The 23,665-nt window shown below is 71.7% G+C and carries 21 protein-coding genes; 13 read left to right on the forward strand and 8 right to left on the reverse strand.

The features are described from left to right. Positions 1–74: 74 nt before the first annotated feature. Entirely contained in the window at positions 75–1,274 is a 1,200-nt protein-coding gene (locus ACFOSY_RS19910) for a bifunctional adenosylcobinamide kinase/adenosylcobinamide-phosphate guanylyltransferase (RefSeq protein WP_394308701.1), read from the reverse strand. 116 nt (positions 1,275–1,390) lie between these two features. Between ACFOSY_RS19910 and ACFOSY_RS19915 the strand changes: the two genes are divergently transcribed. Then, entirely contained in the window at positions 1,391–1,636 is a 246-nt protein-coding gene (locus ACFOSY_RS19915) for a hypothetical protein (RefSeq protein ID WP_394308703.1), read from the forward strand. Positions 1,637–1,688: 52 nt separating this feature from the next. Here ACFOSY_RS19915 and ACFOSY_RS19920 read toward each other — a convergent pair whose 3' ends face one another. Both ACFOSY_RS19920 and ACFOSY_RS19925 read right to left on the reverse strand, forming a co-directional pair. Continuing rightward, positions 1,689–2,366 (reverse strand): methyltransferase domain-containing protein, encoded by a 678-nt coding sequence (locus ACFOSY_RS19920; protein WP_394308706.1) that lies wholly within the window; start codon positions 2,364–2,366, stop codon positions 1,689–1,691. 86 nt (positions 2,367–2,452) lie between these two features. Next, on the reverse strand, positions 2,453–2,998 hold the full coding sequence (locus ACFOSY_RS19925) for a DUF3043 domain-containing protein (protein ID WP_394308981.1): 546 nt from the start codon (positions 2,996–2,998) through the stop codon (positions 2,453–2,455). A 365-nt stretch (positions 2,999–3,363) separates the two neighbouring features. Between ACFOSY_RS19925 and ACFOSY_RS19930 the strand changes: the two genes are divergently transcribed. The 5 genes from ACFOSY_RS19930 to ACFOSY_RS19950 all read left to right on the forward strand — a co-directional run bounded on the left by ACFOSY_RS19930 (position 3,364) and on the right by ACFOSY_RS19950 (position 9,814). Then, a complete protein-coding gene (locus ACFOSY_RS19930) occupies positions 3,364–4,155 on the forward strand; it encodes a PspA/IM30 family protein (protein WP_275412775.1) in 792 nt (263 codons plus the stop codon). Positions 4,156–4,175: 20 nt separating this feature from the next. Beyond that, a complete protein-coding gene (gene pspAA / locus ACFOSY_RS19935) occupies positions 4,176–4,457 on the forward strand; it encodes a PspA-associated protein PspAA (RefSeq protein ID WP_369155639.1) in 282 nt (93 codons plus the stop codon). 115 nt (positions 4,458–4,572) lie between these two features. Continuing rightward, positions 4,573–5,796: a sensor histidine kinase gene (locus tag ACFOSY_RS19940; RefSeq protein WP_394308709.1), complete on the forward strand. Its 1,224-nt coding sequence runs from the start codon at positions 4,573–4,575 to the stop codon at positions 5,794–5,796. Positions 5,797–5,818: 22 nt separating this feature from the next. Beyond that, positions 5,819–6,508, forward strand: coding sequence for a response regulator (locus ACFOSY_RS19945; RefSeq protein WP_394308712.1), 690 nt, complete (start codon positions 5,819–5,821; stop codon positions 6,506–6,508). A gap of 159 nt (positions 6,509–6,667) precedes the next feature. Continuing rightward, positions 6,668–9,814 carry an efflux RND transporter permease subunit gene (locus tag ACFOSY_RS19950; protein ID WP_394308715.1) on the forward strand — a complete coding sequence of 1,049 codons (3,147 nt, stop codon included), beginning with the start codon at positions 6,668–6,670 and terminating at the stop codon, positions 9,812–9,814. A gap of 789 nt (positions 9,815–10,603) precedes the next feature. Here ACFOSY_RS19950 and nadA read toward each other — a convergent pair. After that, positions 10,604–11,788, reverse strand: coding sequence for a quinolinate synthase NadA (gene nadA / locus ACFOSY_RS19955; RefSeq protein ID WP_394308717.1), 1,185 nt, complete (start codon positions 11,786–11,788; stop codon positions 10,604–10,606). 286 nt (positions 11,789–12,074) lie between these two features. On the opposite strand from nadA, the gene ACFOSY_RS19960 reads away from it, so the two are divergent. Further along, entirely contained in the window at positions 12,075–12,431 is a 357-nt protein-coding gene (locus ACFOSY_RS19960; RefSeq protein WP_006135694.1) for a HesB/IscA family protein, read from the forward strand. Positions 12,432–12,520: 89 nt separating this feature from the next. On the opposite strand, the gene ACFOSY_RS19965 is transcribed toward ACFOSY_RS19960, so the two are convergent. Together ACFOSY_RS19965 and ACFOSY_RS19970 are read right to left on the reverse strand one after the other, a co-directional pair. After that, complete coding sequence (locus tag ACFOSY_RS19965) at positions 12,521–14,665, reverse strand: hypothetical protein (protein WP_394308720.1); 2,145 nt, start codon at positions 14,663–14,665, stop codon at positions 12,521–12,523. A 143-nt stretch (positions 14,666–14,808) separates the two neighbouring features. Then, positions 14,809–15,018: a hypothetical protein gene (locus tag ACFOSY_RS19970; RefSeq protein ID WP_394308722.1), complete on the reverse strand. Its 210-nt coding sequence runs from the start codon at positions 15,016–15,018 to the stop codon at positions 14,809–14,811. Between the two features lie 129 nt (positions 15,019–15,147). Between ACFOSY_RS19970 and ACFOSY_RS19975 the strand changes: the two genes are divergently transcribed. Then, the gene (locus tag ACFOSY_RS19975; RefSeq protein WP_394308724.1) at positions 15,148–16,122 is read left to right on the forward strand and encodes a carbohydrate kinase family protein; all 975 of its coding nucleotides are present in this window, start codon (positions 15,148–15,150) and stop codon (positions 16,120–16,122) included. A gap of 25 nt (positions 16,123–16,147) precedes the next feature. Here the strand turns inward: ACFOSY_RS19975 and ACFOSY_RS19980 are convergent, their stop codons facing one another. Then, positions 16,148–17,536: a cysteine desulfurase/sulfurtransferase TusA family protein gene (locus ACFOSY_RS19980; RefSeq protein ID WP_394308726.1), complete on the reverse strand. Its 1,389-nt coding sequence runs from the start codon at positions 17,534–17,536 to the stop codon at positions 16,148–16,150. A 274-nt stretch (positions 17,537–17,810) separates the two neighbouring features. Between ACFOSY_RS19980 and ctaC the strand changes: the two genes are divergently transcribed. The 4 genes from ctaC to ACFOSY_RS20000 all read left to right on the forward strand — a co-directional run bounded on the left by ctaC (position 17,811) and on the right by ACFOSY_RS20000 (position 22,348). Then, entirely contained in the window at positions 17,811–18,803 is a 993-nt protein-coding gene (ctaC, locus tag ACFOSY_RS19985) for an aa3-type cytochrome oxidase subunit II (RefSeq protein ID WP_394308728.1), read from the forward strand. Continuing rightward, on the forward strand, positions 18,800–20,536 hold the full coding sequence (ctaD, locus tag ACFOSY_RS19990) for an aa3-type cytochrome oxidase subunit I (protein ID WP_394308731.1): 1,737 nt from the start codon (positions 18,800–18,802) through the stop codon (positions 20,534–20,536). Before ctaC ends, ctaD begins: the two co-directional genes overlap by 4 nt. Next, positions 20,533–20,931 (forward strand): cytochrome c oxidase subunit 4, encoded by a 399-nt coding sequence (locus tag ACFOSY_RS19995; protein ID WP_394308733.1) that lies wholly within the window; start codon positions 20,533–20,535, stop codon positions 20,929–20,931. Before ctaD ends, ACFOSY_RS19995 begins: the two co-directional genes overlap by 4 nt. Positions 20,932–21,061: 130 nt before the next feature. Continuing rightward, positions 21,062–22,348 (forward strand): L,D-transpeptidase, encoded by a 1,287-nt coding sequence (locus ACFOSY_RS20000; protein WP_394308735.1) that lies wholly within the window; start codon positions 21,062–21,064, stop codon positions 22,346–22,348. 73 nt (positions 22,349–22,421) lie between these two features. Here ACFOSY_RS20000 and ACFOSY_RS20005 read toward each other — a convergent pair whose 3' ends face one another. Then, positions 22,422–22,823, reverse strand: a complete 402-nt coding sequence (locus ACFOSY_RS20005) for a hypothetical protein (protein ID WP_394308737.1) — start codon at positions 22,821–22,823, stop codon at positions 22,422–22,424. 215 nt (positions 22,824–23,038) lie between these two features. On the opposite strand from ACFOSY_RS20005, the gene ctaE reads away from it, so the two are divergent. Further along, positions 23,039–23,650 carry an aa3-type cytochrome oxidase subunit III gene (ctaE, locus tag ACFOSY_RS20010; RefSeq protein WP_031019600.1) on the forward strand — a complete coding sequence of 204 codons (612 nt, stop codon included), beginning with the start codon at positions 23,039–23,041 and terminating at the stop codon, positions 23,648–23,650. Positions 23,651–23,665 lie beyond the last annotated feature (15 nt).

Here is a 23,665-nt window from a genome sequence, read left to right on the forward strand (position 1 = left end):
AGCCGGGGCCGTCGCCCGCGGGCCCGACGACGCGCAACTCGCGGCGGAGGCCCGGGCCGGACGCCGCGTCCCCATCAGCCGCGCAGCGCCAGCGTCTGGCCCGCCACCACCAGCAGTACCTGCTCGCACTCCTGCGCGAACGCCGTGTTCAGGCGGCCCAGTTCGTCGCGGTAGCGGCGGCCCGAGGCGGTGGCGGGGACGATGCCGGAGCCGACCTCGTTGGAGACCGCGACCAGCGTGCGGCGGGTTTCGCGGACCGCGTCCGTCAGGGCGCGCACCCGGTCGCGGAGGGCCCGTTCGCCGCCGTCCGCCCACTCCGCGTCGTCCCAGGCGCCCACCGCGTCCATCGCGTCCGTCAGCCACAGCGACAGGCAGTCGACGAGGAGCGGCGGGCCGTCGTCCTTGAGCAGGGGCACCAGGTCGCAGGTCTCCACGGTCCGCCAGGACCCCGGCCGCCGCTCCTGGTGCGCGGACACCCGCGCCGCCCACTCCGTGTCCCCGTTGCGCGAGCCGCCGGTCGCCACGTACAGGACCTCGGGGAAGGACTCCAGGCGCCGCTCCGCCTCCACCGACTTGCCCGACCGCGCCCCGCCCAGCACCAGCGTGCGGCGCGGCACGGCGGGGACGTCGTCGTACGCGCCGGCCTCCAGCGTGGTCCCGTCCGGCACGGCGCGCGCGCCCGCCGCCGCGAGCCGGCGCCGTACCTCGGCACCCGGCGGCACGTCGTGGTCCAGGTGCACGGCGACGACGTCCGTGGCCGGCCCCGCCGCGCCCGTCTCCCGCAGCCGCGCCAGCGCGTCCGGGCGGCCCAGGACGTCCAGCACGACCGTCGCGTACGGCTCGGCCGGCGCCTCGAGCCCGGCCGGCGCGCCGCCCGGCGGCAGGTACAGCAGCCGCTGCCCGTCGGGACCGGTCACCGCGTACCCGGTGCCCGGCGCGTCCAGCGCCACCGCCCGCACCTTGTGCCCCGTCAGCAGTGTCAGCTCCCGCCCGTCCGGCACCCGCCCCGGCTGCGGCAGCCCGGCCGGCACCTCCACCGCGGGGCCGTCGTGCGGGTGGGACAGCAGCACCTGGCGTACGCCTGCCGGCGAACGCCCCGCACGGGCCGCGGCGAAGGCCGCGCCGGGAGTGAGGTCGAGCAGCAGCACGCCGTCCACCAGCACGGAGGTCGCCGCCCGCGCGTCCGGTCCGAGCGCGCACGCGCACGCCGCGCAGGGACAGTCGGGGCGGGGCAGTCCCGCCGGGGCGCCGGTGCCGAGCAGAGTGAGTTCCACGCCCCGATTCTCACCTTTCCCCACAGCCGATGCCCGTCCGACTACGCTCTTGGTCAGGAGCCGGACCAAGATCCGGCTTCTGCTGTGCAGTGAGCTCACACGCTAGGGAGGCGTACATGGCGGCATGGACGTGGCGGTTCGAGAAGGCCGACGGGACGCAGGTCGCGCCCGCGGTGCCGCCGGAGGAGTTCACCACGCAGGGGGACGCCGAGTCCTGGATCGGGGAGAACTGGAAGGCCCTCCAGGAGGGCGGCGCCGACCAGGTGCGGCTGCTGGAGGACGGCACCGAGATCTACGGCCCGATGAGCCTGCACGCGGACGAGACCACGGCGGCGGAGAGCGAGACCGCCGACGAGGCGTGAGCCGACCTCACCCAGGACGAGGTCCGGGCTGAGGCGTTCCGGGGCTGAGCCCTCAGCCCCGGACCCCGCACAGGTGCAGCAGCGCCGCGACCCCCCGGTACGGGTCCGTCCGCCCGGCCCGGTCCTCCACCGCCAGCACCGCGTCCAGATCGTCCGGCAGCACCGCGTCGTCCGCCGCCGTGTCGGTGAAGACCCGCACGCCGTACCAGGTGTGCAGCGGCGCCCCGATGCCCGCGAGCGTCGACGTCAGCCGCGCCAGCCCGTACGAGGAGGTCGGCGGGCAGAACGCCGCCAGCGCCCCCGCCCAGTCGCCGGACAGCCCCGCCCGCATCGCCGCCGCGTCGCCGTTGCGCACGAGCAGCGACAGCATCCCGCCGGGCGCCAGCATCCGCGCCACCCCCGCGAGCAGCGCGTCCGGCTCCTCCACGTCGCCCATGAGCACGCCATGACAGAGCACGACGTCGAAACTGCCCGGCAGGAAGTGCACACCGGTGTCCCCGGCATGCCCCTCGATGATCCGCATCCGCTCCCGGATGCCCTCGGGCTCCCCGGCGAACGCCTCCCGGACCGCCGCGAGCGACGCGGCGTCCTGCTCGACGCCCGTCACCTGATGGCCGGCCCGGGCCAGCCGCAGCGCCTGCGCGCCCCGGCCCATGCCCACGTCGAGCACCCGCAACCGTTTCCCGACCGGGAAACGCCCGACTATCTGCTCCTCCAGCTGGCGGGCCACCAGCTCCTCACGGACGACGTCACGCAGACGGCCGGGCCCGCCGACCGGACCCGGCGCCGTCGTACCGTGCGCGAACGGGGTGGTGCTCAGGGCCGCTCCCCGCGCTTCACCTGGGGCTTGGGCAGCCGCAGCCGGCGCATCTGGAGCGTGCGCATCAGCGCGTAGGCGACCGCGCCGCGCCGGTTCTCGTCCGGGAAGCGCTCGGCGAGCGTCTTCTTCAGCCGGACGCCCGTCACGACCGAGTCGAGCACGATCATCACGATGACGACCAGCCACAGCAGCAGCGCGATGTTCTGGAGCTGCGCCACCCGCACCATGCTCAGCACGAGGATGACCACGGCCATCGGCAGGAACCACTCCGCGATGTGGAAGCGCGAGTCCACGAAGTCGCGGGCGAACCGGCGCACCGGACCCTTGTCGCGCGCGGGCAGGTACCGCTCGTCGCCGCTGGCCAGCGCCTGGCGCTGACGCTCCAGTGCGGCACGGCGCTCCTCACGCTGGCGCTTGGCACCCTCCTTGCGTGACATCGAGGTGTTGGCCACGCTGCGGCGCTGCGACTGGGCCTCGCTGCGCTTGGGTGTGGGGCGGCCCTTGGGGGCCTCCGGATGACGGGGCTGACTGGAGTCGGTCATCGTCGCCTTGTCGGCGCCGGATGCCTTCTCTTCCTTGGCACGGCTACGGAACACAACACCCAAGGGTACGGGGTGGCCGGGGTTGGACCACAGCCCCACGGGGAACGATCCGGCAACACCGGACGTCTCTCCTAGGACAGATGGGGACGTAGCGGGGGGCCCGACGGCACGGCCGGCGGACCTCCACCCCGGGGACCACCTACTCCCTACGCCGGATCAGGAGGGTACGCAGTCGTCCTTGGGGATGAGCGCATCCGTCCCCGAACAGTGCGGTAATGGATGCAGGGCCCGTACTGTGGGTTCTGAGGCAGTCACTGGAGCTGGAGTCCGTCAGAAGGGGGCGCGCGAAGCCCATGAGCGGTGTCATGAAGCGTATGGGGATGATCTTCCGCGCGAAGGCGAACAAGGCCCTTGACCGGGCCGAGGACCCGCGCGAAACCCTCGACTACTCGTATCAGAAGCAGCTGGAGCTGCTCCAGAAGGTCCGCCGTGGCGTCGCCGACGTGGCGACCAGCCGCAAGCGCCTGGAACTCCAGCTCAACCAGCTCCAGTCCCAGTCGTCGAAGCTGGAGGACCAGGGCCGCAAGGCGCTCGCGCTGGGCCGCGAGGACCTGGCCCGCGAGGCCCTCTCCCGCCGCGCCGCGCTCCAGCAGCAGGTGACCGACCTGGAGACCCAGCACGCCACGCTCCAGGGCGAGGAGGAGAAGCTGACGCTGGCCGCGCAGCGCCTCCAGGCCAAGGTGGACGCCTTCCGCACCAAGAAGGAGACCATCAAGGCCACCTACACCGCGGCCCAGGCGCAGACCCGGATCGGCGAGGCCTTCTCCGGCATCTCCGAGGAGATGGGCGACGTGGGCCTGGCCATCCAGCGGGCCGAGGACAAGACCGCCCAGCTCCAGGCGCGGGCCGGCGCGATCGACGAGCTGCTCGCCTCGGGCGCGCTCGACGACCAGTCCGGCATGCACAAGGACGACATCCAGGCCGAGCTGGACCGCCTCTCCGGCGGCACGGACGTGGAGCTCGAACTGCAGCGCATGAAGGCCGAGCTGGCCGGCGGCACCTCCGGCGACCGGCAGGCCCTCGAGGGCGGCCAGGGCCAGGCGCAGCCGGAAACCCAGCAGCAGCCGCAGGACACCCCGCGCTTCGACAAGCAGTAGCCCACGCCGAGGAGGGCGACATGATCGTACGGATCATGGGGGAGGGGCAGGTGACGCTGGCGGAGAGCCGGCTCGCCGAGCTGAACAAGCTGGACGAGGAACTGCTCGCTGAGATGGAGAAGGGCGACGGACCCGGCTTCCGCGCCACGCTCCAGGCACTGCTGGCCAAGGTGCACGAGCTGGGCGAGCCGCTGCCGGACGACTCCCTGGAGCCGTCCGACCTCATCCTCCCGTCCCCCGACGCCACCCTCGAGGAGGTCCGCGGCCTCCTCACCGACGAGGGCCTCATCCCGGGGACCTGAGACGTCCCGGGACACCCGGGTCCGACCGTCCGCGCGCCGTCCACAGGCCGTCCGCAGAGAGGGGGGAGCCGGGGCCGCGCCGCACGGGCGTCCGCCCCGGTCACCGCAACCAGCCGTGAGCACCCTGACACGCGCCCGCTGCCGGGCGCGGGCCCACCCGACCGCCGTGGACGCGGCACTGGCCGTCGGCGTCCTGCTGTGCATGGTCGCGGGGTCGTTCGTCGACCCGCACGACCCCGAGGGGGTCCGCTGGGCCCTGCGCACCCCCGACCCGCTCAGCCTCGTCCTGATGACGCTCGGCGCCGCCTCGCTCGTCCTCCGGCGCCGCGCCCCCCTCACGGTGCTCGGCGTCACGGGCGGCCTCTCCGTCGCCGAGTCCGTCACCGGCGACCCCCGCGCCCCCGTCGCCATGTGCGCGGTGATCGCCCTCTTCACCGTCGCCGCCTCCACCGACCGCCCCACCACCTGGCGGCTCGGCCTGCTCACCATGACCGTCCTCACCGGCGCCGCGATGGCCGCCGGACCCCTGCCCTGGTACGCCCAGGAGAACCTGGCGATCCTCGCCTGGACCGGCATCGGCGCCACCGCGGGCGACGCCGTCCGCAGCCGCCGCGCCTTCGTCCAGGCCATCCGGGAGCGCGCCGAACGGGCCGAACGCACCCGCGAGGAGGAGGCCCGCCGCCGGGTCGCCGAGGAACGCCTGCGCATCGCCCGCGACCTGCACGACGTGGTCGCCCACCACATCGCCCTGGTCAACGTGCAGGCCGGCGTCGCAGCCCACGTCATGGACAAGCGCCCCGACCAGGCCAAGGAGGCCCTCGCCCACGTCCGCGAGGCCAGCCGCCACGCGCTCGGGGAACTGCGCGCCACCGTCGGCCTGCTGCGCCAGTCCGGCGACCCCGAGGCGCCCACCGAGCCCGCCCCCGGCCTCGACCGCCTCGACGAGCTCGCCGCCACCTTCCGCAACGCCGGACTTCACGTCGAGGTCGCCCGCGCCGACCAGGGCACCGAGCTGCCCGCCGCCGTCGACCTCGCCGCGTACCGGATCGTCCAGGAGGCGCTGACCAACGTGCAGAAGCACGCCGGGGCCGGCGCGCGCGCCGAGGTCAGCGTCGTACGCGTCGGACCGCACATCGAGGTCACCGTGCTCGACGACGGCAGCGACGAGGGCCAGGCCGCCGCCCCCGGCGGCGGGCACGGACTGCTCGGCATGCGCGAACGCGTCACCGCGCTGCGCGGCACCCTGACCACCGGCCCCCGCTACGGCGGCGGCTTCCGCGTGCATGCGATCCTTCCCGTCGAGCCCCGCACCACCGCCGCCCCCGGCGGACGCCCGTGACCGCCGCCCCGCTGGAGCCCGCATGACGATCCGCGTCCTGCTCGCCGACGACCAGGCACTGCTGCGCAGCGCCTTCCGCGTCCTGGTCGACTCCGAACCGGACATGGAGGTGGTGGGCGAGGCGTCCGACGGCGCCGAGGCCGTCCGGCTGGCGCGCGAGCACCGGCCCGACGTGGTCCTCATGGACATCCGCATGCCCGGCACCGACGGGCTCGCCGCCACCCGCGAGATCAGCGCCGACCCCGCGCTGGACGAGGTGCGGGTGGTGATACTGACGACCTTCGAGGTCGACGACTACGTGGTGCAGTCGCTGCGGGCGGGCGCCTCCGGCTTCCTCGGCAAGGGCTCCGAGCCCGGCGAGATGCTGAGCGCCGTCCGCATCGCCGCCGGGGGAGAGGCGCTGCTGTCCCCGCAGGCCACCAAGGGCCTCATCGCCCGTTTCCTCGCCCAGGACGGCCCGCCGGGACCCGACCGGGACCCGGAGCGCGCCGAGCGCCTGGACTCGCTCACCGTGCGCGAGCGGGAGGTGCTGGTGCAGGTCGCGGGCGGCCACTCCAACGACGAGATCGCCGAGCGGCTCGAGGTCAGCCCGCTCACGGTGAAGACCCACGTCAACCGCGCCATGGCCAAGCTGGGCGCCCGCGACCGGGCCCAGCTCGTGGTGATCGCCTACGAGTCGGGGCTGGTCCGTCCGAGGACGGACCAGGCGTAGCCGCGAGTACTGCGCCGGGAGTAGGCGCCGTGTGAAGAATCGGACCTCGGGACCACGGATCGGCCCCCGGTCATGGCCCAGGGTGTAGAGCGGGCCGCCCACTGTGCGCGCGCCCGCCTGCCGGACCTCCGCCGCTCCACGGAAAAGAGACCCTGACCTATGTCCTGGCTGTCCAGATTCAGCCTCGCGCAACGGGCGCTGATCGGACTGATGTCGATCATCGCGCTCGTGTTCGGGGCGATCGCGATACCCCAGCTCAAGCAGCAGCTCCTGCCCACCATCGAACTGCCCATGGTCTCCGTGATCGCGCCCTACCAGGGCGCGTCGCCGGACGTGGTGGAGAAGCAGGTCGTCGAACCCATCGAGGACAGCCTGGAGGCCGTCGACGGCATCTCCGGCGTCACCTCGAAGGCGAGCGAGGGCACCGCCGTGATCATGGCGTCCTTCGACTACGGCAACGACACCCAGCAGCTCGTCGCCGACGTGCAGCAGGCCGTCAACCGGGCCGGCGCCCGGCTGCCGTCCGAGGTGGACCCGCAGGTCGTCGCCGGTTCCACGGACGACATCCCCACCGTGGTGCTCGCCGTCACCTCCGACAAGGACCAGCAGGCGCTCGCCGACCAGCTGGACCGCACGGTGGTGCCCGAGCTGAAGAGCATCGACGGCGTCGGCCAGGTCCAGGTGGACGGCGTACGGGACCTCCAGGTCACCGTCGTCCCCGACAACGCGAAGCTCGCCGAGGCGGGCCTGACCACCGCGTCCATCGCGCAGGCCCTCCAGGCCGGCGGCGCCACCGTCCCGGCCGGCTCCTTCGACGAGAACGGCGCCAACCGCACCGTCCAGGTCGGCGGCGGCTTCACCTCCGTGCGGCAGATCCAGGACCTGATGGTCACCGCCGCCCCCGGCGAGGGCGACCCGGTCCGCCTCGGCGACGTCGCCACCGTGCGCCAGGAGGAGGCGAGCTCGAACTCCCTCACCCGGACCAACGGCAGGCCCAGCCTCGCCGTGATGGCCACCATGGACCACGACGGCAGCGCCGTCGCCATCTCCGAGGCCGTCCAGGACAAGCTGCCCGAGCTCCGCGAGGACCTCGGCGACGGCGCCACCCTCACCGTGGTCAGCGACCAGGGCCCCGCGGTCTCCAAGGCCATCGACGGCCTGACCACCGAGGGCGCGCTCGGCCTGCTCTTCGCCGTGCTGGTGATCCTGGTCTTCCTCGCGTCGGTCCGCTCCACCCTCGTCACCGCGGTGTCCATCCCGCTGTCGGTGGTGCTCGCGCTGATCGTGCTGTGGACCCGCGACCTGTCCCTCAACATGCTGACGCTGGGCGCCCTGACCATCGCCATCGGCCGGGTCGTCGACGACTCCATCGTCGTCCTGGAGAACATCAAGCGGCACCTCGGCTACGGCGAGGAACGCCACTCCGCGATCATGAACGCGGTGCGCGAGGTGGCCGGCGCGGTCACCTCCTCCACCCTCACCACCGTCGCCGTGTTCCTGCCGATCGGCCTGGTCGGCGGCATGGTGGGCGAGCTGTTCGGCTCCTTCAGCCTCACGGTCACCGCCGCGCTGCTGGCGTCCCTGCTGGTGTCGCTGACGGTCGTCCCGGTCCTGTCGTACTGGTTCCTGCGGCCCCCGAAGGGCACCCCCGAGGACGCCGAGGAGGCCCGCAGGGCGGCCGAGGAGAAGGAGGCGAAGAGCCGCCTCCAGCGCGTCTACGTGCCCGTGCTGCGCTTCGCCACCCGGCGCCGGCTGACCAGCGTGGCCATCGCGGTCGTCGTGCTGATCGCCACCTTCGCCATGGCACCGCTGCTGAAGACCAACTTCTTCGACGCGGGCGAGCAGCAGGTCCTGACCGTCCGTCAGGAGCTGAAGCCGGGCGCCAGCCTGGCCGCCACCGACGCCCAGGCGAAGAAGGTCGAGCAGCTGCTCTCGGACACCGAGGGCGTCAAGGACTACCAGGTCACCGTCGGCTCGTCCGGCTTCATGGCGGCCTTCGGCGGCGGCACCGACACCAACCAGGCGACCTACCAGATCATGCTGGAGGACTCCGCGTCCTCCGACGACGTCCGGGACGACATCGAGAAGGGCCTCGCCGGGCTCGACGGCATCGGCACCACCACGGTGGCCTCCGGTGACGGCTTCGGCAGCCAGGACCTCAGCGTGGTCGTCAAGGCGGCCGACGCGCAGGTGCTGAGCAAGGCGGCCGAGCAGGTCCGCGAGGCGGTGGCCTCCCTGGACGACGTCACCGACGTCACCAGCGACCTGGCGCAGAGCGTGCCCCGCATCTCGGTCGAGCCCAACGAGAAGGCCGCCGCGGCCGGCTTCGACGCCCAGACGCTCGGGATGGCCGTCGCCCAGTCGGTGAAGGGCACCCCGGCCGCCAAGGCCGTCCTCGACGACACCGAGCGGGACGTCGTGATCCGCTCGGCGCGGCCCGCCACGACCGTCGAGCAGCTGCGCAACCTGCGCCTCGGCCCGGTGAAGCTGGGTGACGTCGCCACCGTCCGGGTGGTCGACGGCCCGGTCTCCATGACCCGGATCGACGGCCAGCGCGCGGCCACCGTCACCGCCCGCCCGGTCGGCGACAACACGGGCGCCGTGGGCACGGCGCTCCAGACGAAGATCAACGAGCTGACGCTGCCCGCGGGCGCGACGGCCGAGATCGGCGGCGTGACCGAGGACCAGGACGAGGCCTTCGTCAACCTGGGCCTGGCCATGCTGGCCGCCATCGCGATCGTCTTCATGCTGCTGGTCGGCACCTTCCGGTCGCTGGCCCAGCCGCTGATCCTGCTGGTGTCCGTCCCGTTCGCCGCGACCGGCGCGATCGGCCTGCTGCTGGTCACCGGCACCCCGATGGGCGTCCCGGCGATGATCGGCATGCTGATGCTGATCGGCATCGTGGTCACCAACGCGATCGTGCTGATCGACCTGATCAACCAGTACCGCAAGCAGGGTTACGGCGTCGTCGACGCCGTGCTCGAGGGCGGCCGGCACCGGCTGCGGCCCATCCTCATGACGGCCCTGGCGACGATCTTCGCCCTGCTCCCGATGGCGCTCGGCGTCACCGGTGAGGGCGGCTTCATCGCCCAGCCGCTCGCGGTGGTGGTGATCGGCGGCCTGATCACGTCGACCCTGCTCACCCTGCTCCTGGTCCCGACGCTCTACGCGATGCTGGAGCTCCGCAAGGAGCGCCGCGCCCAGAAGCGGGCGGCGAAGCGGGCCAGGAAGGCGGGCCTGCCCGAGCAGCCGGCGCCGGACGCGCCGGACGCCTCCTCCGACGAGACGCGGCCGGCGTCCGTCTGATCAACTGACCAGCGGTGGCCGGTTTCCGAACCGGAACGATCGGTTCGGGAACCGGCCACCGTCGATTTGCCGTGCATATGCTGCATCCACGGCGGCATGGCCGCGTGACGTGCATTCCCTGTAGCCACTCAGCTGAGGCTGGACGCGGGTTCACCGCCGCTGGTAGGCCTGGGTGTTGTGCCCCACCTGCAAGGGCTGGAGGATGACGGCGTCAGCAGCGTGTGTCCGTGTAGTCGAACAAGCGCTGGGAATTGAAATCGAGTTGGCCCCCCGCTTGTGTGCATACATCCAGCGTAGGGGTGCCCTCTGACCAGACCTCTATTCCCTGTGAGGTCCTCACCCCCAAATTGGACGAACCCGTTCGAATCCAACTGCTGATTCTCCAAGAGGGGTGGGTGTCCCGGAAGCTCTGCCAGACGTAGGCGTACGCCCAATTCTTTCCGCAGCCCTTGAACTGCTTCACAGAGACGACACTCTGCCCGCGCCACTCTATGTAAGCGGTGCTACCGATCTGAACGGCGCTGTTGCAAAGCGGAGGGGCCTCAGCCGCGGCTGCGGGGGTTGAGGTGTTGATGACAATGCCGGCGGCAAGTGCCGCCGTGACGGCAGCTGTTGAGAGCAGTCGCTTCATGACTCCCCGTCTAAGAACCGGATTCCGATGATGGAGATCAGATTTCACTACACGTCAGCTACGAACCTCAATGGGGAAGTTGGCCACAGTTGTGTTCCGACAGCACTCGCCCTCACCCCGACCGGGAGCCCGTGTCGGGGTGAGGGCGGGGCGGGCGGCTACGGCAGCGCCAGCATCCGCTCCAGGGCGAGCTTGGCGAAGGCTTCCGTCTCCTTGTCGACCTCGATGCGGTTGACCAGGGTGCCCTCGGCGAGGGACTCCAGGGCCCAGACCAGGTGGGGGAGGTCGATGCGGTTCATCGTCGAGCAGAAGCAGACCGTGCGGTCGAGGAACACGATCTCCTTGTCCTCGGACGCGAAACGGTTCGCCAGGCGCCGGACCAGGTTCAGCTCGGTGCCGATGGCCCACTTCGAGCCGGCCGGGGCCGCCTCCAGCGTCTTGATGATGTACTCGGTCGAGCCGACGTAATCGGCCGCGGCGACGACCTCGTGGCGGCACTCGGGGTGCACCAGGACGTTGACGCCCGGGATGCGCTCACGGACCTCGTTCACCGAGTCCAGGCTGAAGCGGCCGTGCACCGAGCAGTGGCCGCGCCACAGGATCATCTTGGCGGCGCGCAGCTCCTCGGCGGTCAGGCCGCCGTTCGGCCTGTGCGGGTTGTAGACGACGCAGTCCTCCAGGGACATCCCCATGTCCCGCACCGCCGTGTTGCGGCCGAGGTGCTGGTCGGGGAGGAAGAGGACCTTCTCGCCCTGCTGGAACGCCCAGTCCAGGGCGCGCTGCGCGTTCGACGAGGTGCAGATCGTGCCGCCGTGCTTGCCGGTGAAGGCCTTGATGTCGGCGGAGGAGTTCATGTACGAGACGGGGACGACCTGCTCGGCGATCCCGGCCTCGGTCAGCACGTCCCAGCACTCGGCGACCTGCTCGGCCGTCGCCATGTCCGCCATGGAGCAGCCGGCCGCGAGGTCCGGCAGGACGACCTTCTGGTCGTCGCCGGTGAGGATGTCGGCGGACTCGGCCATGAAGTGCACACCGCAGAACACGATGTACTCGGCCTGCGGGCGGGCGGCCGCGTCCCGCGCCAGCTTGAAGGAGTCGCCCGTGACGTCGGCGAACTGGATGACCTCGTCCCGCTGGTAGTGGTGGCCGAGCACGAAGACCTTGTCCCCGAGCTTCGCCTTGGCCGCGCGGGCGCGCTCCACCAGGTCCGGGTCGGACGGCGAGGGGAGGTCGCCGGGGCACTCCACACCGCGCTCGCTCCTCGGGTCGGCCTCACGGCCGAGGAGCAGCAGGGCGAGGGGCGTCGGCTGGACGTCGAGCTCCTGGGTCTGGGCGGTGGTCACGACACGCACCCTTTCTGTTCTGGCGACTTCTCGTCGAATTGACGCTATCTATCATAACCGGTTCACGTCACTTTGACGATGGCTATAGCGTCCATGTGACGTGAATCCCGGCGGCCGCCGCTTCGTTCCCCGCGGGCCCCCACAAGCGACGGTTTCCGCTCCGCACGGCGTGTGCGAGCATGAGGAGGGAGCCGAGGAAAAGACGCACCCGGCCCGGAATGAATCCGCGGCCCCGTCGGTTGCAACCGTCGGCAAGCAGTCTCCGTACAACCCGGGAGAGATGTAGATGTCCGTATCGGACGAGACCACCACCGTCACCGACGGCATCATCCTGACCGACGCCGCCGCGTCCAAGGTCAAGGCCCTGCTCGACCAGGAAGGCCGTGACGACCTCGCCCTGCGCGTCGCCGTCCAGCCCGGCGGCTGCTCCGGCCTGCGCTACCAGCTCTTCTTCGACGAGCGCTCGCTCGACGGCGACGTGGAGAAGGACTTCGGTGGTGTGAAGGTCGTCACCGACCGCATGAGCGCCCCGTACCTGGGCGGCGCCACCATCGACTTCGTCGACACCATCGAGAAGCAGGGCTTCACGATCGACAACCCGAACGCCACGGGTTCCTGCGCCTGCGGCGACTCCTTCAGCTGAGCGTCGCCGGCCCGGCCGGCCCATGACGAAGGCGGCGGCCCCGTGCATCGGGACCGCCGCCTTCGTCGTACGCGTGCGCCGTCAGGCGCTCAGCGGGCGCCGCCCGGCGCGGGCAGGCGGGCGCCGCCCTTGTGCAGCGGCACCGGCTCGCCGTCCGCCGTCACCACCTGGCGGTCGCCCAGCGGGGCGTCCAGCCGCAGCGTCCGCTCGTACTGCTTGGCGATCATGATGCACACCTTGTCCGGCCAGGGCGTCTCGGTCACCCGCACGGTGACCTCGCCGCCGCTCTCGCTCGCCGTCGCCTTGTAGTCGGCGCAGACGCCGCCCTCGAACGTCACGGTCAGCTCGTCGCCCTCGGCCCGGTAGCCCTGCACCTCGACGTCACGGGTGGCCGGCGCGGACGTCGACTCGTCACCGGGACCCGACGGCTCCTCGCCCGGACGCTCCCCGGATCCCGACGGCGCGGCGAGGAACTCCGGCTCCACCGCCGGATGCGTCACCGTGAACGGGTTGTCCGAGCCCGCCGGGCGCACCTCGAACAGCCAGGACGGCACCAGCGCGGGCTTGCCGCCCACCGAGTGCGCGGCCAGACCGAACACCGCCTCGTCCACCGACACCGTGTCGCCCGCCGGCTCCTTCGCCGCCGGGGCGCACGGCTCCTCCCGCTGCTGCTCCCCGTCCAGCGGTACGGGCGTGGCGCAGCCGCCGATCTCCACGCGGTCCCCGGCGCCGGGCGCGCCGTTCATCGCGTCCAGCGCCTCGCGGGCGCCCATCACCGGGTACTCGTCGCCCTTCACCGGCTGAGCCAGCCGGCCGCTGCCGCCGACCACCTCGCCGCCGGACCCGACGACCACCCCGGTCGTCCAGCCGTACGTCGGCAGCCCGCCGACCACCGGGTCGGCGTTCACCACCCGGCTGCCGTCCAGCACCTGGCTCGCGTCCAGCTTGGCGTCGTCCTGGCCCACCGCCTTCAGCACCGGCGCGGCGGCCTTCTTCGCGGCGGCCTCGCTCACCGCGCTCCCCCCGGCGCCGCCCGTCGGGGCCTTGCAGGTGGCGCCCTTGCAGTTGTCACCGCCGGGGATGTTCCGGCTGTACGTCCAGGTGCCGGGGGCCTGCCGGTCGACGCGCAGGGTCGGGCCGGAGCCGTCCTGGCCGCCGATGCGCCAGGAACCGCCCTCGGCGACCGGCTTGCCCTCCACGCCCAGCACCTCGGCCAGCGCGACGACCTGCTTCTCGGTGACCTGGCCCCGCGCATGGAACACCGGCGCCGCGTCCGGTCCCTCGGGGAGCGTGCCCTCGGCACGGTAGGTCGCGCCGTACGGGTTGGGCTCGCCCGGCGCGATCCCGTTCGGGCCGCTCTCGGAGTAGCCGTCCAGGGCGAGCGGCGGGGGAGTGGCGTCGCCGTTCGCCCCCGGCGTCGTACCGCCGCCCGCGGAGTCCCCGCCCGTACCGGCCGCGAGATACGCCCCACCGCCGCCGACCAGCAGCACGGCCGCGGCGACGGAGACGACGAGCGCCGGCGTCCGCCGCCGCGCCGGTCCACCGGGCCTGCGGTCCCGGTCATGACCGGCGCCGACGACGGGCTCGGAGCCGGCGTAGGCGTGGTCGTCGGCGGGCTCGCCGCCGACGGTGTCGTCGGCGGGCGCGGTGGCCGACGCGGCGGCGGGCGCTGCGGTCGGCCCGGGGAGCGCGTCGCCCGCGGCTCCCGTGCCGGCGGCTCCGGACGCGGAGGCTCCACTGCTCGTCCTGGTCGCCGAAGCCTCGGCCCGTGTGGGCTCGGGCTCCTCGGTTGCGGGGGTGTCCTTGGCGGGCTCGTCCGCTCCGTTCGTCGTAGTGTCGGCCCGCGTGGGCGCGGATTCCTCGGCTGCGGGGGTGCCCTTCGCCGGCTCGCCCGCCTCCGCCGCCGAAGCCTCGGCGCGGGGCGTGTCGTCGCCGTCCTGCGAACCGGCCGCTTCCGGTTTCGTCAGCCGCGAAGGCGCCGACGCGTCGGCCGACGCAGCCCGCGGTTCGGTCCGTCCGGGCTCCTCGGACCCGGCCGTCGCACCTGTGCCGGCCGCGGATGCGGTGGGTCCACCGGACGCCGTGGCGGGCCGCTGCTCGGCGGTCCCGGCCTCAGCCGTCCCGCTGTCCGCGCCCTCGACCTCACCGCCCTCGGGCCCCGAGGCCCCGGTGTCGGGCGCGTCGCCCGAGACGGGGCGCGGCTCGTCGTCGTGGTCGGGTCGCTCGGTGTTCACCGCATCGCTCCTTCGCCTGCACAGCTGTCCCATGCGGACCCTGCCCGGTCGCACCGGGGCTGCTGAGGGTTCGTATCCCGCATCCCCTCTACGGGGGACAGCGATGGGACGCAGTGGGGGAGCGCGCGGTTCCCCGTTGTCGCTCAGTCGCCGTAGTCGGACATGGCGTCGAGCATCCGCGCGGAGGCGGGCGGCACGTCCACCCCATGGATCAGGGAGGGCGACACCGGCCGGGCCGCCGCCCGCTCGGGCGCCGCCCAGTGCGGGACCATCCGGGCGCAGTCGCCGCGCAGCGCGGTCAGGTCGCCCTCGAGGTCGACCGGAGCGGGGGTGTGGACCTTGGTGTTCGTCATGTCCGCACCGTATGCACGCCGACAGGCGCGAAGAAAGAGCTACTATCGGGTAGTTTCGGCTGCTTCTGCACACCGTCCCCACCCGGTAGCGTGAAGTGTCAAACCGCCTCCCCCAGGAGAATCCACGCCGTGCGCATCGCAGTCACCGGCTCCATCGCCACCGACCACCTCATGACCTTCCCCGGCCGCTTCGCCGACCAGCTCGTCGCGGACCAGCTGCACACGGTCTCGCTGTCCTTCCTGGTCGACAACCTCGACGTACGTCGCGGCGGGGTGGCCGCGAACATCGCCTTCGGCATGGGTCAGCTCGGCACCCGCCCGATCCTGGTCGGCGCGGCCGGGTTCGACTTCGACGAGTACCGGGCCTGGCTGGAGCGGCACGGCGTCGACACCGACTCCGTCCGCATCTCGGACACGCTGCACACCGCCCGCTTCGTGTGCACCACGGACTCCGACCACAACCAGATCGGCTCCTTCTACACGGGCGCGATGAGCGAGGCCCGCCTGATCGAGCTGAAGACCGTCGCCGACCGCGTGGGCGGTCTGGACCTGGTGTCCATCGGCGCGGACGACCCGGAGGCGATGCTCCGGCACACCGAGGAGTGCCGCTCGCGGGGCATTCCGTTCGCCGCCGACTTCTCCCAGCAGATCGCCCGCATGGACGGCGAGGAGATCCGGATACTGCTGGACGGGGCCACGTACCTCTTCTCCAACGAGTACGAGAAGGGCCTCATCGAGACGAAGACCGGCTGGACCGACGAGGAGATCCTCGCCAAGGTCGGCCACCGGGTCACCACCCTCGGCGCCCGTGGCGTGCGCATCGAGCGGGCCGGTGAGCCGGCCGTCGAGGTCGCCTGCCCCGACGAGGAGCGCAAGGCCGACCCGACCGGTGTCGGCGACGCCTTCCGCGCCGGCTTCCTGTCCGGCCTGGCGTGGGGCGTCTCGCTGGAGCGCGCCGCGCAGGTCGGCTGCATGCTGGCGACCCTGGTCATCGAGACGGTCGGCACCCAGGAGTACCAGCTGCGCCGCGGTCACTTCATGGAGCGCTTCACCAAGGCGTACGGCGACGACGCAGCCGCCGAGGTGCGCGAGCACCTGAGCTGAGTCACCGGCCGAGTCACCAGCCGCGTCACGACAGCCGGCGGACCACATGGGCCGCGCCCCGGTCCGCCGGCTGCTCGCCGACGTACTCCTGGCCGCGCATCTCGCACCACGCGGGGATGTCCAGCCGGGCCGCCTCGTCGTCCGAGAGGACCCGCACCAGGCCGCCCACCGGCACGTCGCCGATCACCTTGGCCAGCTCGATCACCGGGATCGGGCAGCGCCGCCCCAGCGCGTCCACCACCAGCGCCTCGTCCGGCCCCTCGGGGACGGTCTCCGTCCGGGACACCGGCGCGCCGAGCTGCTCACGCACCCCCGCCACCACCCCCGGCAGCACGTCGAGGAAGCGTTCCACGTCCTCCTCGTCCGTGCCCGGCGGCAGCGAGACGCGGACGTTGCCCTCGCTGAGCACCCCCATCGCCTTCAGCACATGGCTGGGCGTCAGCGTGCTGCTGGTGCAGGACGAGCCGGACGACACGGAGAACCCGGCCCGGTCCAGCTCGTGCAGCACGGTCTCTCCGTCGACATAGAGACACGAGAAGGTGACGACGCCCGGCAGCCGCCGCTCCGGGTCCCCGACCACCTCCACGTCCGGCACCAGCGCCGGCACCCGCGCCCGGATCCGCTCCGTCAGTTCCCGCAGCCGTACCGCCTCCTGGGCGGCCTCCGCCCGCACCGCCCGCAGCGACGCCGCCGCGGCCACGATCGCCGGGAGGTTCTCGAAGCCGGGCGCCCGCCCCGACTCCCGCTCGTCCCGCGGACCCTGGGGCGCGAACCGCACGCCCTTGCGCACCGCCAGCAGCCCGACGCCCGAGGGGCCGCCCCACTTGTGGGCGCTCGCCGCGAGCAGCGACCAGCCGCCCTCCACCGGACCCCAGCCCAGCGACTGGGCCGCGTCCACCAGCAGCGGCACCCCCGCCGCGCGGCACGCCTCGGCCGCCTCGGCCACCGGCTGAAGGGTGCCCACCTCGTGGTTGGCGGACTGGAGACAGGCCAGCGCGGTGTCCGGCCGCAGCGCCCCCGCGAACTCGGACGGGCGTACGGCGCCCGTGCGGTCCACCGGCACCTCGGTGACCGCGCCGCCGCCGGACCGGTGAACCTCCGCCGCATGGAGGACAGAAGAGTGTTCGACCGCTGACACGATCAGGTGATGCCCGGTGCGCCGCCGCCCGGCCAGCGCCCCCGCGATCCCGGAGTGCACCGCGGCCGTCCCGGACGGCGTGAACACCAGCTCGTCCGGCCGGCAGCCCACCGCCTCGGCGGCGGTCTCCCGGGCGGCGTCGAGCAACAGCCGCGCCCGCCGCCCCTCCTTGTACAGCCGCGCGGGATCCGCCCACCCCTCGTCCAGAGAGGCCATCAGCGCCTGACGGGCAACGGGATGAAGAGGAGCGGCGGAAGCGGCATCGAAGTAGGGCACACGGCAACGCTAACCCCCTCGGCGGCGCGGGGAACCGCGCGATCCACCGCGACGACGCCGCGGCCGTCACGACGCCCGTACCCCCGCATGATGAGGCGCTCGGTGTAACCCGCAGCGCGTACGGCACCCCTCCCCGCGACCCCCCGGAGGGCGTCGGCTAGGGTTTGGTCCGCATAAACATCCAAACCCCTGCCCGACGCAGGGCGGCGACCGACCAGCGAGAAGGCCAGGCCGCAGCCGAACAGCGCGGGCGAGACTCTCGGGAAGGCGCTACGTGAGTCCCAACGGCTCCGACCTCCCCCACGGCCTGGAAGGCGTGGGCGGTACCCCCAAGCCGCGGCGCCCGATGCGGCGGAAGCTGCTGCAGGCACTGACCGCGGGCCTGGTCCTGGCGACCGCCACCGGTTGCACATGGGAGGACTTCCCCCGCCTTGGCATGCCCACCCCCACGACGGAAGAGGCTCCCCGGATCCTCTCCCTGTGGCAGGGGTCCTGGGCGGCCGCGCTCGCCGTCGGCGTGCTGGTGTGGGGCCTGATCCTGTGGAGTGCTTTCTTCCACCGGCGCAGCCGCACCAAGGTCGAGGTACCTCCGCAGACCCGGTACAACATGCCCATCGAGGCGTTGTACACGGTGGTCCCCCTCATCATCGTCTCGGTGTTCTTCTACTTCACCGCCCGCGACGAGTCCGAGCTGCTGAAGCTCGACAAGAAGCCGGACGTCACGGTGAACGTGGTCGGCTTCCAGTGGAGCTGGTGCTTCAACTACGTCGAGAACGTCGAGGGTTCCACGGGCGACGCCAAGACGTCCCCGGAACTCGACGCGATTCCGGACCGCTACAAGGAGGCCTTCCCGGCCGACGCCGGCGGTGTCTACGACTGCGGCATCCCCGGTACCCGGAACCCGCAGACCAACAACCCGGGCCCCACCCTGTGGCTGCCCGAGGGCAAGCGGGTCCGCTTCGTGCTGACCTCGCGTGACGTCATCCACTCCTTCTGGGTGGTGCCGTTCCTGATGAAGCAGGACGTCATCCCGGGCCACACCAACGCCTTCGAGGTGACCCCCAACCGTGAGGGCACCTTCCTGGGCAAGTGCGCCGAACTCTGCGGCGTCGACCACTCCCGGATGCTGTTCAACGTGAAGGTCGTCTCCCCCGAGCGGTACGAGCAGCACCTGAAGGACCTCGCGAAGAAGGGGCAGAAGGGCTACGTGCCCGCGGGCATCGAGCAGTCCGGCCCCGAGAAGAACCGGGAGTCGAACATCCTGTGAGCATCCTCAACGAACCCAAGGGTGCCGCGGCAGCTGGGTCCCACTACGAGGACGAACTGCCGGTCAGGCGCCAGAACCGTGGCAGCGTCGTGGTCAAGTGGCTGACGACCACGGACCACAAGACGATCGGCACGATGTACCTGGTGACGTCGTTCGTCTTCTTCGTCATCGGCGGCGTGATGGCCCTGGTGATGCGCGCCGAGCTGGCCCGCCCGGGCCTGCAGATCGTGTCGAACGAGCAGTTCAACCAGGCGTTCACGATGCACGGCACGATCATGCTGCTGATGTTCGCGACGCCGCTGTTCGCCGGCTTCGCGAACTGGATCATGCCGCTTCAGATCGGCGCGCCCGACGTGGCGTTCCCGCGGCTGAACATGTTCGCCTACTGGCTCTACTCGTTCGGCTCGCTCATCGCGGTCGGCGGCTTCCTGACGCCGGACGGCGCCGCCAGCTTCGGCTGGTTCGCCTACTCGCCGCTGTCGGACGCGGTCCGCTCGCCGGGCATCGGCTCCGACATGTGGATCATGGGCCTCGCCCTCTCCGGCTTCGGCACCATCCTCGGCGCGGTCAACTTCATCACCACCATCATCTGCATGCGCGCCCCCGGCATGACGATGTTCCGCATGCCGATCTTCACCTGGAACGTGCTGCTCACCGGTGTGCTGGTGCTGCTCGCCTTCCCGGTGCTCGCCGCCGCGCTGTTCGCCCTGGAGGCGGACCGCAAGTTCGGGGCGCACATCTTCGACTCGACGAACGGCGGAGCGCTGCTGTGGCAGCACCTCTTCTGGTTCTTCGGTCACCCCGAGGTGTACATCATCGCGCTGCCGTTCTTCGGCATCGTCTCCGAGATCATCCCGGTGTTCTCCCGCAAGCCGATGTTCGGCTACATGGGTCTCATCGGCGCGACCATTGCGATCGCGGGTCTGTCGGTGACGGTGTGGGCGCACCACATGTACGTCACGGGCGGTGTGCTGCTGCCGTTCTTCTCCTTCATGACCTTCCTGATCGCGGTCCCGACCGGTGTGAAGTTCTTCAACTGGATCGGCACCATGTGGAAGGGCAGCCTGTCCTTCGAGACACCGATGCTGTGGACGCTGGGCTTCCTCATCACGTTCACCTTCGGCGGTCTGACCGGCGTCATCCTGGCCTCGCCGCCGCTGGACTTCCACGTCTCCGACTCGTACTTCGTGGTGGCGCACTTCCACTACGTGGTGTTCGGCACCGTGGTGTTCGCGATGTTCGCCGGCTTCCACTTCTGGTGGCCGAAGTTCACCGGCAAGATGCTCGACGAGCGGCTCGGCAAGATCACCTTCTGGACCCTGTTCACCGGCTTCCACGGCACCTTCCTGGTCCAGCACTGGCTGGGCGTCGAGGGCATGCCGCGCCGGTACGCGGACTACCTGGCCGCGGACGGCTTCACCGCCCTGAACACGGTCTCGACGATCGCCTCGTTCCTCCTCGGCATGTCGCTGCTGCCGTTCTTCTACAACGTCTGGAAGACCGCCAAGTACGGCAAGAAGGTCGAGGTCGACGACCCGTGGGGCTACGGCCGCTCCCTCGAGTGGGCCACCTCCTGCCCGCCGCCCCGGCACAACTTCCTCACCCTGCCGCGGATCCGCAGTGAATCCCCGGCGTTCGACCTGCACCACCCGGAGATCGCCGCGCTCGACGAGCTCGAGAACGCCGGTCACGGCGAGAAGGCCCTCTCCGGCGGCAAGGAGGCCGGCAAGTGAAGATCCAGGGCAAGATGTTCATGTGGCTGAGCCTCTTCTTCCTGGCCATGGCCGTGGTCTACGGCCTGTGGTCGAAGGAGCCGGTCGGCACCACTGCCCTCGTCCTGTCCTTCGGCCTGAGCATCATGATCGGCTTCTACCTGGGCTTCACGGCCCGGCGGGTCGACGTGGGCGCCCAGGACAACAAGGAGGCGGACGTCGCCGACGACGCCGGCGAGGTCGGGTTCTTCAGCCCGCACAGCTGGCAGCCGCTGGCCCTGGCCGTGGGCGGCGCCCTGGCCTTCATGGGCGTGGCGATCGGCTGGTGGCTGATGTACTTCTCCGCGCCGATCCTGCTGATCGGTCTGTGGGGCTGGGTCTTCGAGTACTACCGCGGTGAGAACCGCACCCAGTAGCACGCCGTGGAGCACGCGGGAGCCCGGACACTCCGTCAGGAGGGTCCGGGCTCCCGCCTTTGCCGTATCCGCCTCACCCGTTCGGGCCGCCCGGTGAGCCGGGACGCGCACGGCTTCCTACGTTGAGGCCATGAGAGACACAGAGTCCCCCCGCACCGGCCTTCGCGGCACACGGGCCCGCCTCGCCGGCTGCGCGCTGCTGGTGGCGGCCCTCGGCGCGGGCGTCACCGGCTGCTCCTCCGACGGCAGCCCGCTGTCCGCCGAGCCGTACGACGCGGCGGACCAGATCTCCTTCAGCGGCTCCCTCGACGAGGGGAAGCCCGCCGACCCCGACAAGCCCCTCGAGATCGTCGCCGAGGACTCCGACGGGCGCATCACCGACGTCGTCGCCGTGGACGCCTCCGGACGGCACCTCGCGGGCGAACTGGCCGCCGACGGCAGCCGCTGGCACAGCACCACCCCGCTGGCCGCCTCCGCGCAGTACACGGTCCGCGTGAGCACCGAGGACGAGGACGGCAGGCCAGGCCGCAAGGTCCTCACCTTCTCCACCGGCAAGCCCGGCGCCGCCAAGCGCCTGGGCGTCACCTTCGGCCCCGAGGCGGGCACCTACGGCGTCGGCCAGCCGCTCGTCGCGGAGCTCAGCGAGCCGGTGAAGGACCCGGCGCAGCGGGCCGTCGTCGAACGCGGCCTGAAGGTCGACTCCACGCCCGCCGTGACCGGCGCCTGGTACTGGGTCGACGACAAGAAGCTGCACTTCCGGCCCCGGGACTACTGGCCGGCCCACGCCACCGTCCGGGTGCGCAGCAACCTGGAGGGCATCAAGGTCGGCGACCGGCTGCGCGGCGACGCGGCCAAGCCGCTCACCATCCGCACCGGTGACCGCGTGATAGCCGTCACGGACGCCGCCGCGCACCGGCTGACGGTCCACAAGAACGGCGAGGAGATCAAGGAGATCCCCGTCACCACCGGCAAGCCCGGCTTCGAGACCCGCAACGGGGTCAAGGTGGTGCTCGCCAAGGAACGCTTCGTACGCATGCGCAGCACCACCGTCGGCATCGCCGAGGGCTCCGCCGAGTCGTACGACCTGGACGTGCACTTCGCCACCCGGGTCACCTGGAGCGGCGAGTACGTGCACGCCGCCCCCTGGTCGGTCGGTTCCCAGGGCTACGCCAACGTCAGCCACGGCTGCGTGGGGATGAGCACCGACAACGCCGAGTGGTTCTTCGACACCTTCCGCCCGGGCGACCTGGTGGAGGTCGTGAACTCCGACGGCGACACCATGGAGCCGTTCGGCAACGGCTTCGGCGACTGGAACCTGAGCTGGGACAAGTGGCGCGAGGGCAGCGCCCTCACCGGCAGCGGGAAGACGCCCGGCACCGCCCAGGAGGCGGCGCGGCTGCGGCCCGCGGCCGTGTGACGCGCGCGGGGCCGCCGGGCACGCCCACGGGCGGCCGGCGGCCCCGTCGTCCGTACGGGCCGGGGCGGACGCCTCAGGCGCCCGCCAGCGCCTTCCGGCGCAGCAGCGAGGCCAGGGCGCCGGCGAAGTCCACGGGCTCCACCGGGAGCGTCACCGCGGCCTCCGCGCGGCTCCAGGTCGCGAGCCACGCGTCCTGCGGGCGCCCGATCAGCAGCAGCACCGGAGGGCAGTTGTAGATCTCGTCCTTGATCTGCCGGCACACGCCCATGCCGCCCATCGGCACGGCCTCGCCGTCCAGCACGCACACGTCGATGCCGCCCCGGTCGAGCTCCGTGAGCACGGCCGCCGGCGTCGCGCACTCCACGAACTCCACGAGGGGCACGTCCGGCGCCGGCCGCCGGCCGGTGGCGAGCCGCACCTGCTCCCGGGTGTTGGCGTCGTCGCTGTAGACCAGCACCGTGGCGGTCGCCTGCATTGTTCCTCCACGCGTAAGAGAGAGGGCACGGCTCTGTCGGGAACTTCGGGTACCGATGGCGCGGATGCTACCCCCTCGGACCGCCTGTCAACACCGGTTCGGACACGGCTTCGAAAGGGGCTCCCGTGGGCCATACGGGCAGTCCAGGAGGGGCGAACACACCGAACGGCACCCCCGGGAGTGAGGGCGGGATAAGCGACCGACATAATGTCGGCGTGGCGACAGCAACGACAGTAGACACCGGGCACGCGCACCCGTCGGTCAACCGACCGAACCTCACCAGCGTCGGAACCATCATCTGGCTGAGTTCCGAGCTGATGTTCTTCGCGGCCCTCTTCGCGATGTACTTCACCCTGCGATCGGTGACCGGACCCGACTTCTGGTCGGAGAAGGCCGACCTGCTGAACTTCCCGTTCTCGGCGACGAACACCACGATCCTGGTGCTCTCCTCGCTCACCTGCCAGCTCGGCGTCTTCGCCGCCGAGCGCGGTGACGTGAAGAAGCTCCGGATGTGGTTCATCGTCACCTTCATCATGGGCGCGGTGTTCATCGGCGGTCAGGTCTTCGAGTACACCGAGCTGGTCAAGCACGAGGGCCTGTCCCTCTCCTCCGACCCGTACGGCTCGGCCTTCTACCTGACCACCGGCTTCCACGGCCTGCACGTGACGGGCGGCCTGATCGCCTTCCTGCTGGTCCTGGGCCGGACCTACGCGGCCCGGAGGTTCACCCACGAGCAGGCGACCGCGGCCATCGTCGTGTCCTACTACTGGCACTTCGTCGATGTCGTCTGGATCGGCCTCTTCGCCACGATCTACATGATCAAGTAGGCGGGCCCTCATCCG

Origin of the sequence: Streptomyces lusitanus (genome assembly GCF_042647945.1) — a bacterium.
GTDB classification, from domain to species: Bacteria; Actinomycetota; Actinomycetes; order Streptomycetales; family Streptomycetaceae; genus Streptomyces; species Streptomyces pseudogriseolus.

Bases quoted from the DNA above. Each gene is read 5' to 3' on its own strand.
- ACFOSY_RS20005 (WP_394308737.1), bottom strand. From the start codon at position 22,823: ATGCAGGCGACCGCCACGGTGCTGGTCTACAGCGACGACGCCAACACC.
- ACFOSY_RS19915 (WP_394308703.1), top strand. From the start codon at position 1,391: ATGGCGGCATGGACGTGGCGGTTCGAGAAGGCCGACGGGACGCAGGTC.
- ACFOSY_RS19970 (WP_394308722.1), bottom strand. From the start codon at position 15,018: ATGACGAACACCAAGGTCCACACCCCCGCTCCGGTCGACCTCGAGGGC.
- ACFOSY_RS19960 (WP_006135694.1), top strand. From the start codon at position 12,075: ATGTCCGTATCGGACGAGACCACCACCGTCACCGACGGCATCATCCTG.
- ACFOSY_RS19945 (WP_394308712.1), top strand. From the start codon at position 5,819: ATGACGATCCGCGTCCTGCTCGCCGACGACCAGGCACTGCTGCGCAGC.
- ACFOSY_RS19925 (WP_394308981.1), bottom strand. From the start codon at position 2,998: ATGACCGACTCCAGTCAGCCCCGTCATCCGGAGGCCCCCAAGGGCCGC.
- ACFOSY_RS19950 (WP_394308715.1), top strand. From the start codon at position 6,668: ATGTCCTGGCTGTCCAGATTCAGCCTCGCGCAACGGGCGCTGATCGGA.
- ACFOSY_RS19930 (WP_275412775.1), top strand. From the start codon at position 3,364: ATGAAGCGTATGGGGATGATCTTCCGCGCGAAGGCGAACAAGGCCCTT.
- ACFOSY_RS20000 (WP_394308735.1), top strand. From the start codon at position 21,062: ATGAGAGACACAGAGTCCCCCCGCACCGGCCTTCGCGGCACACGGGCC.
- pspAA (WP_369155639.1), top strand. From the start codon at position 4,176: ATGATCGTACGGATCATGGGGGAGGGGCAGGTGACGCTGGCGGAGAGC.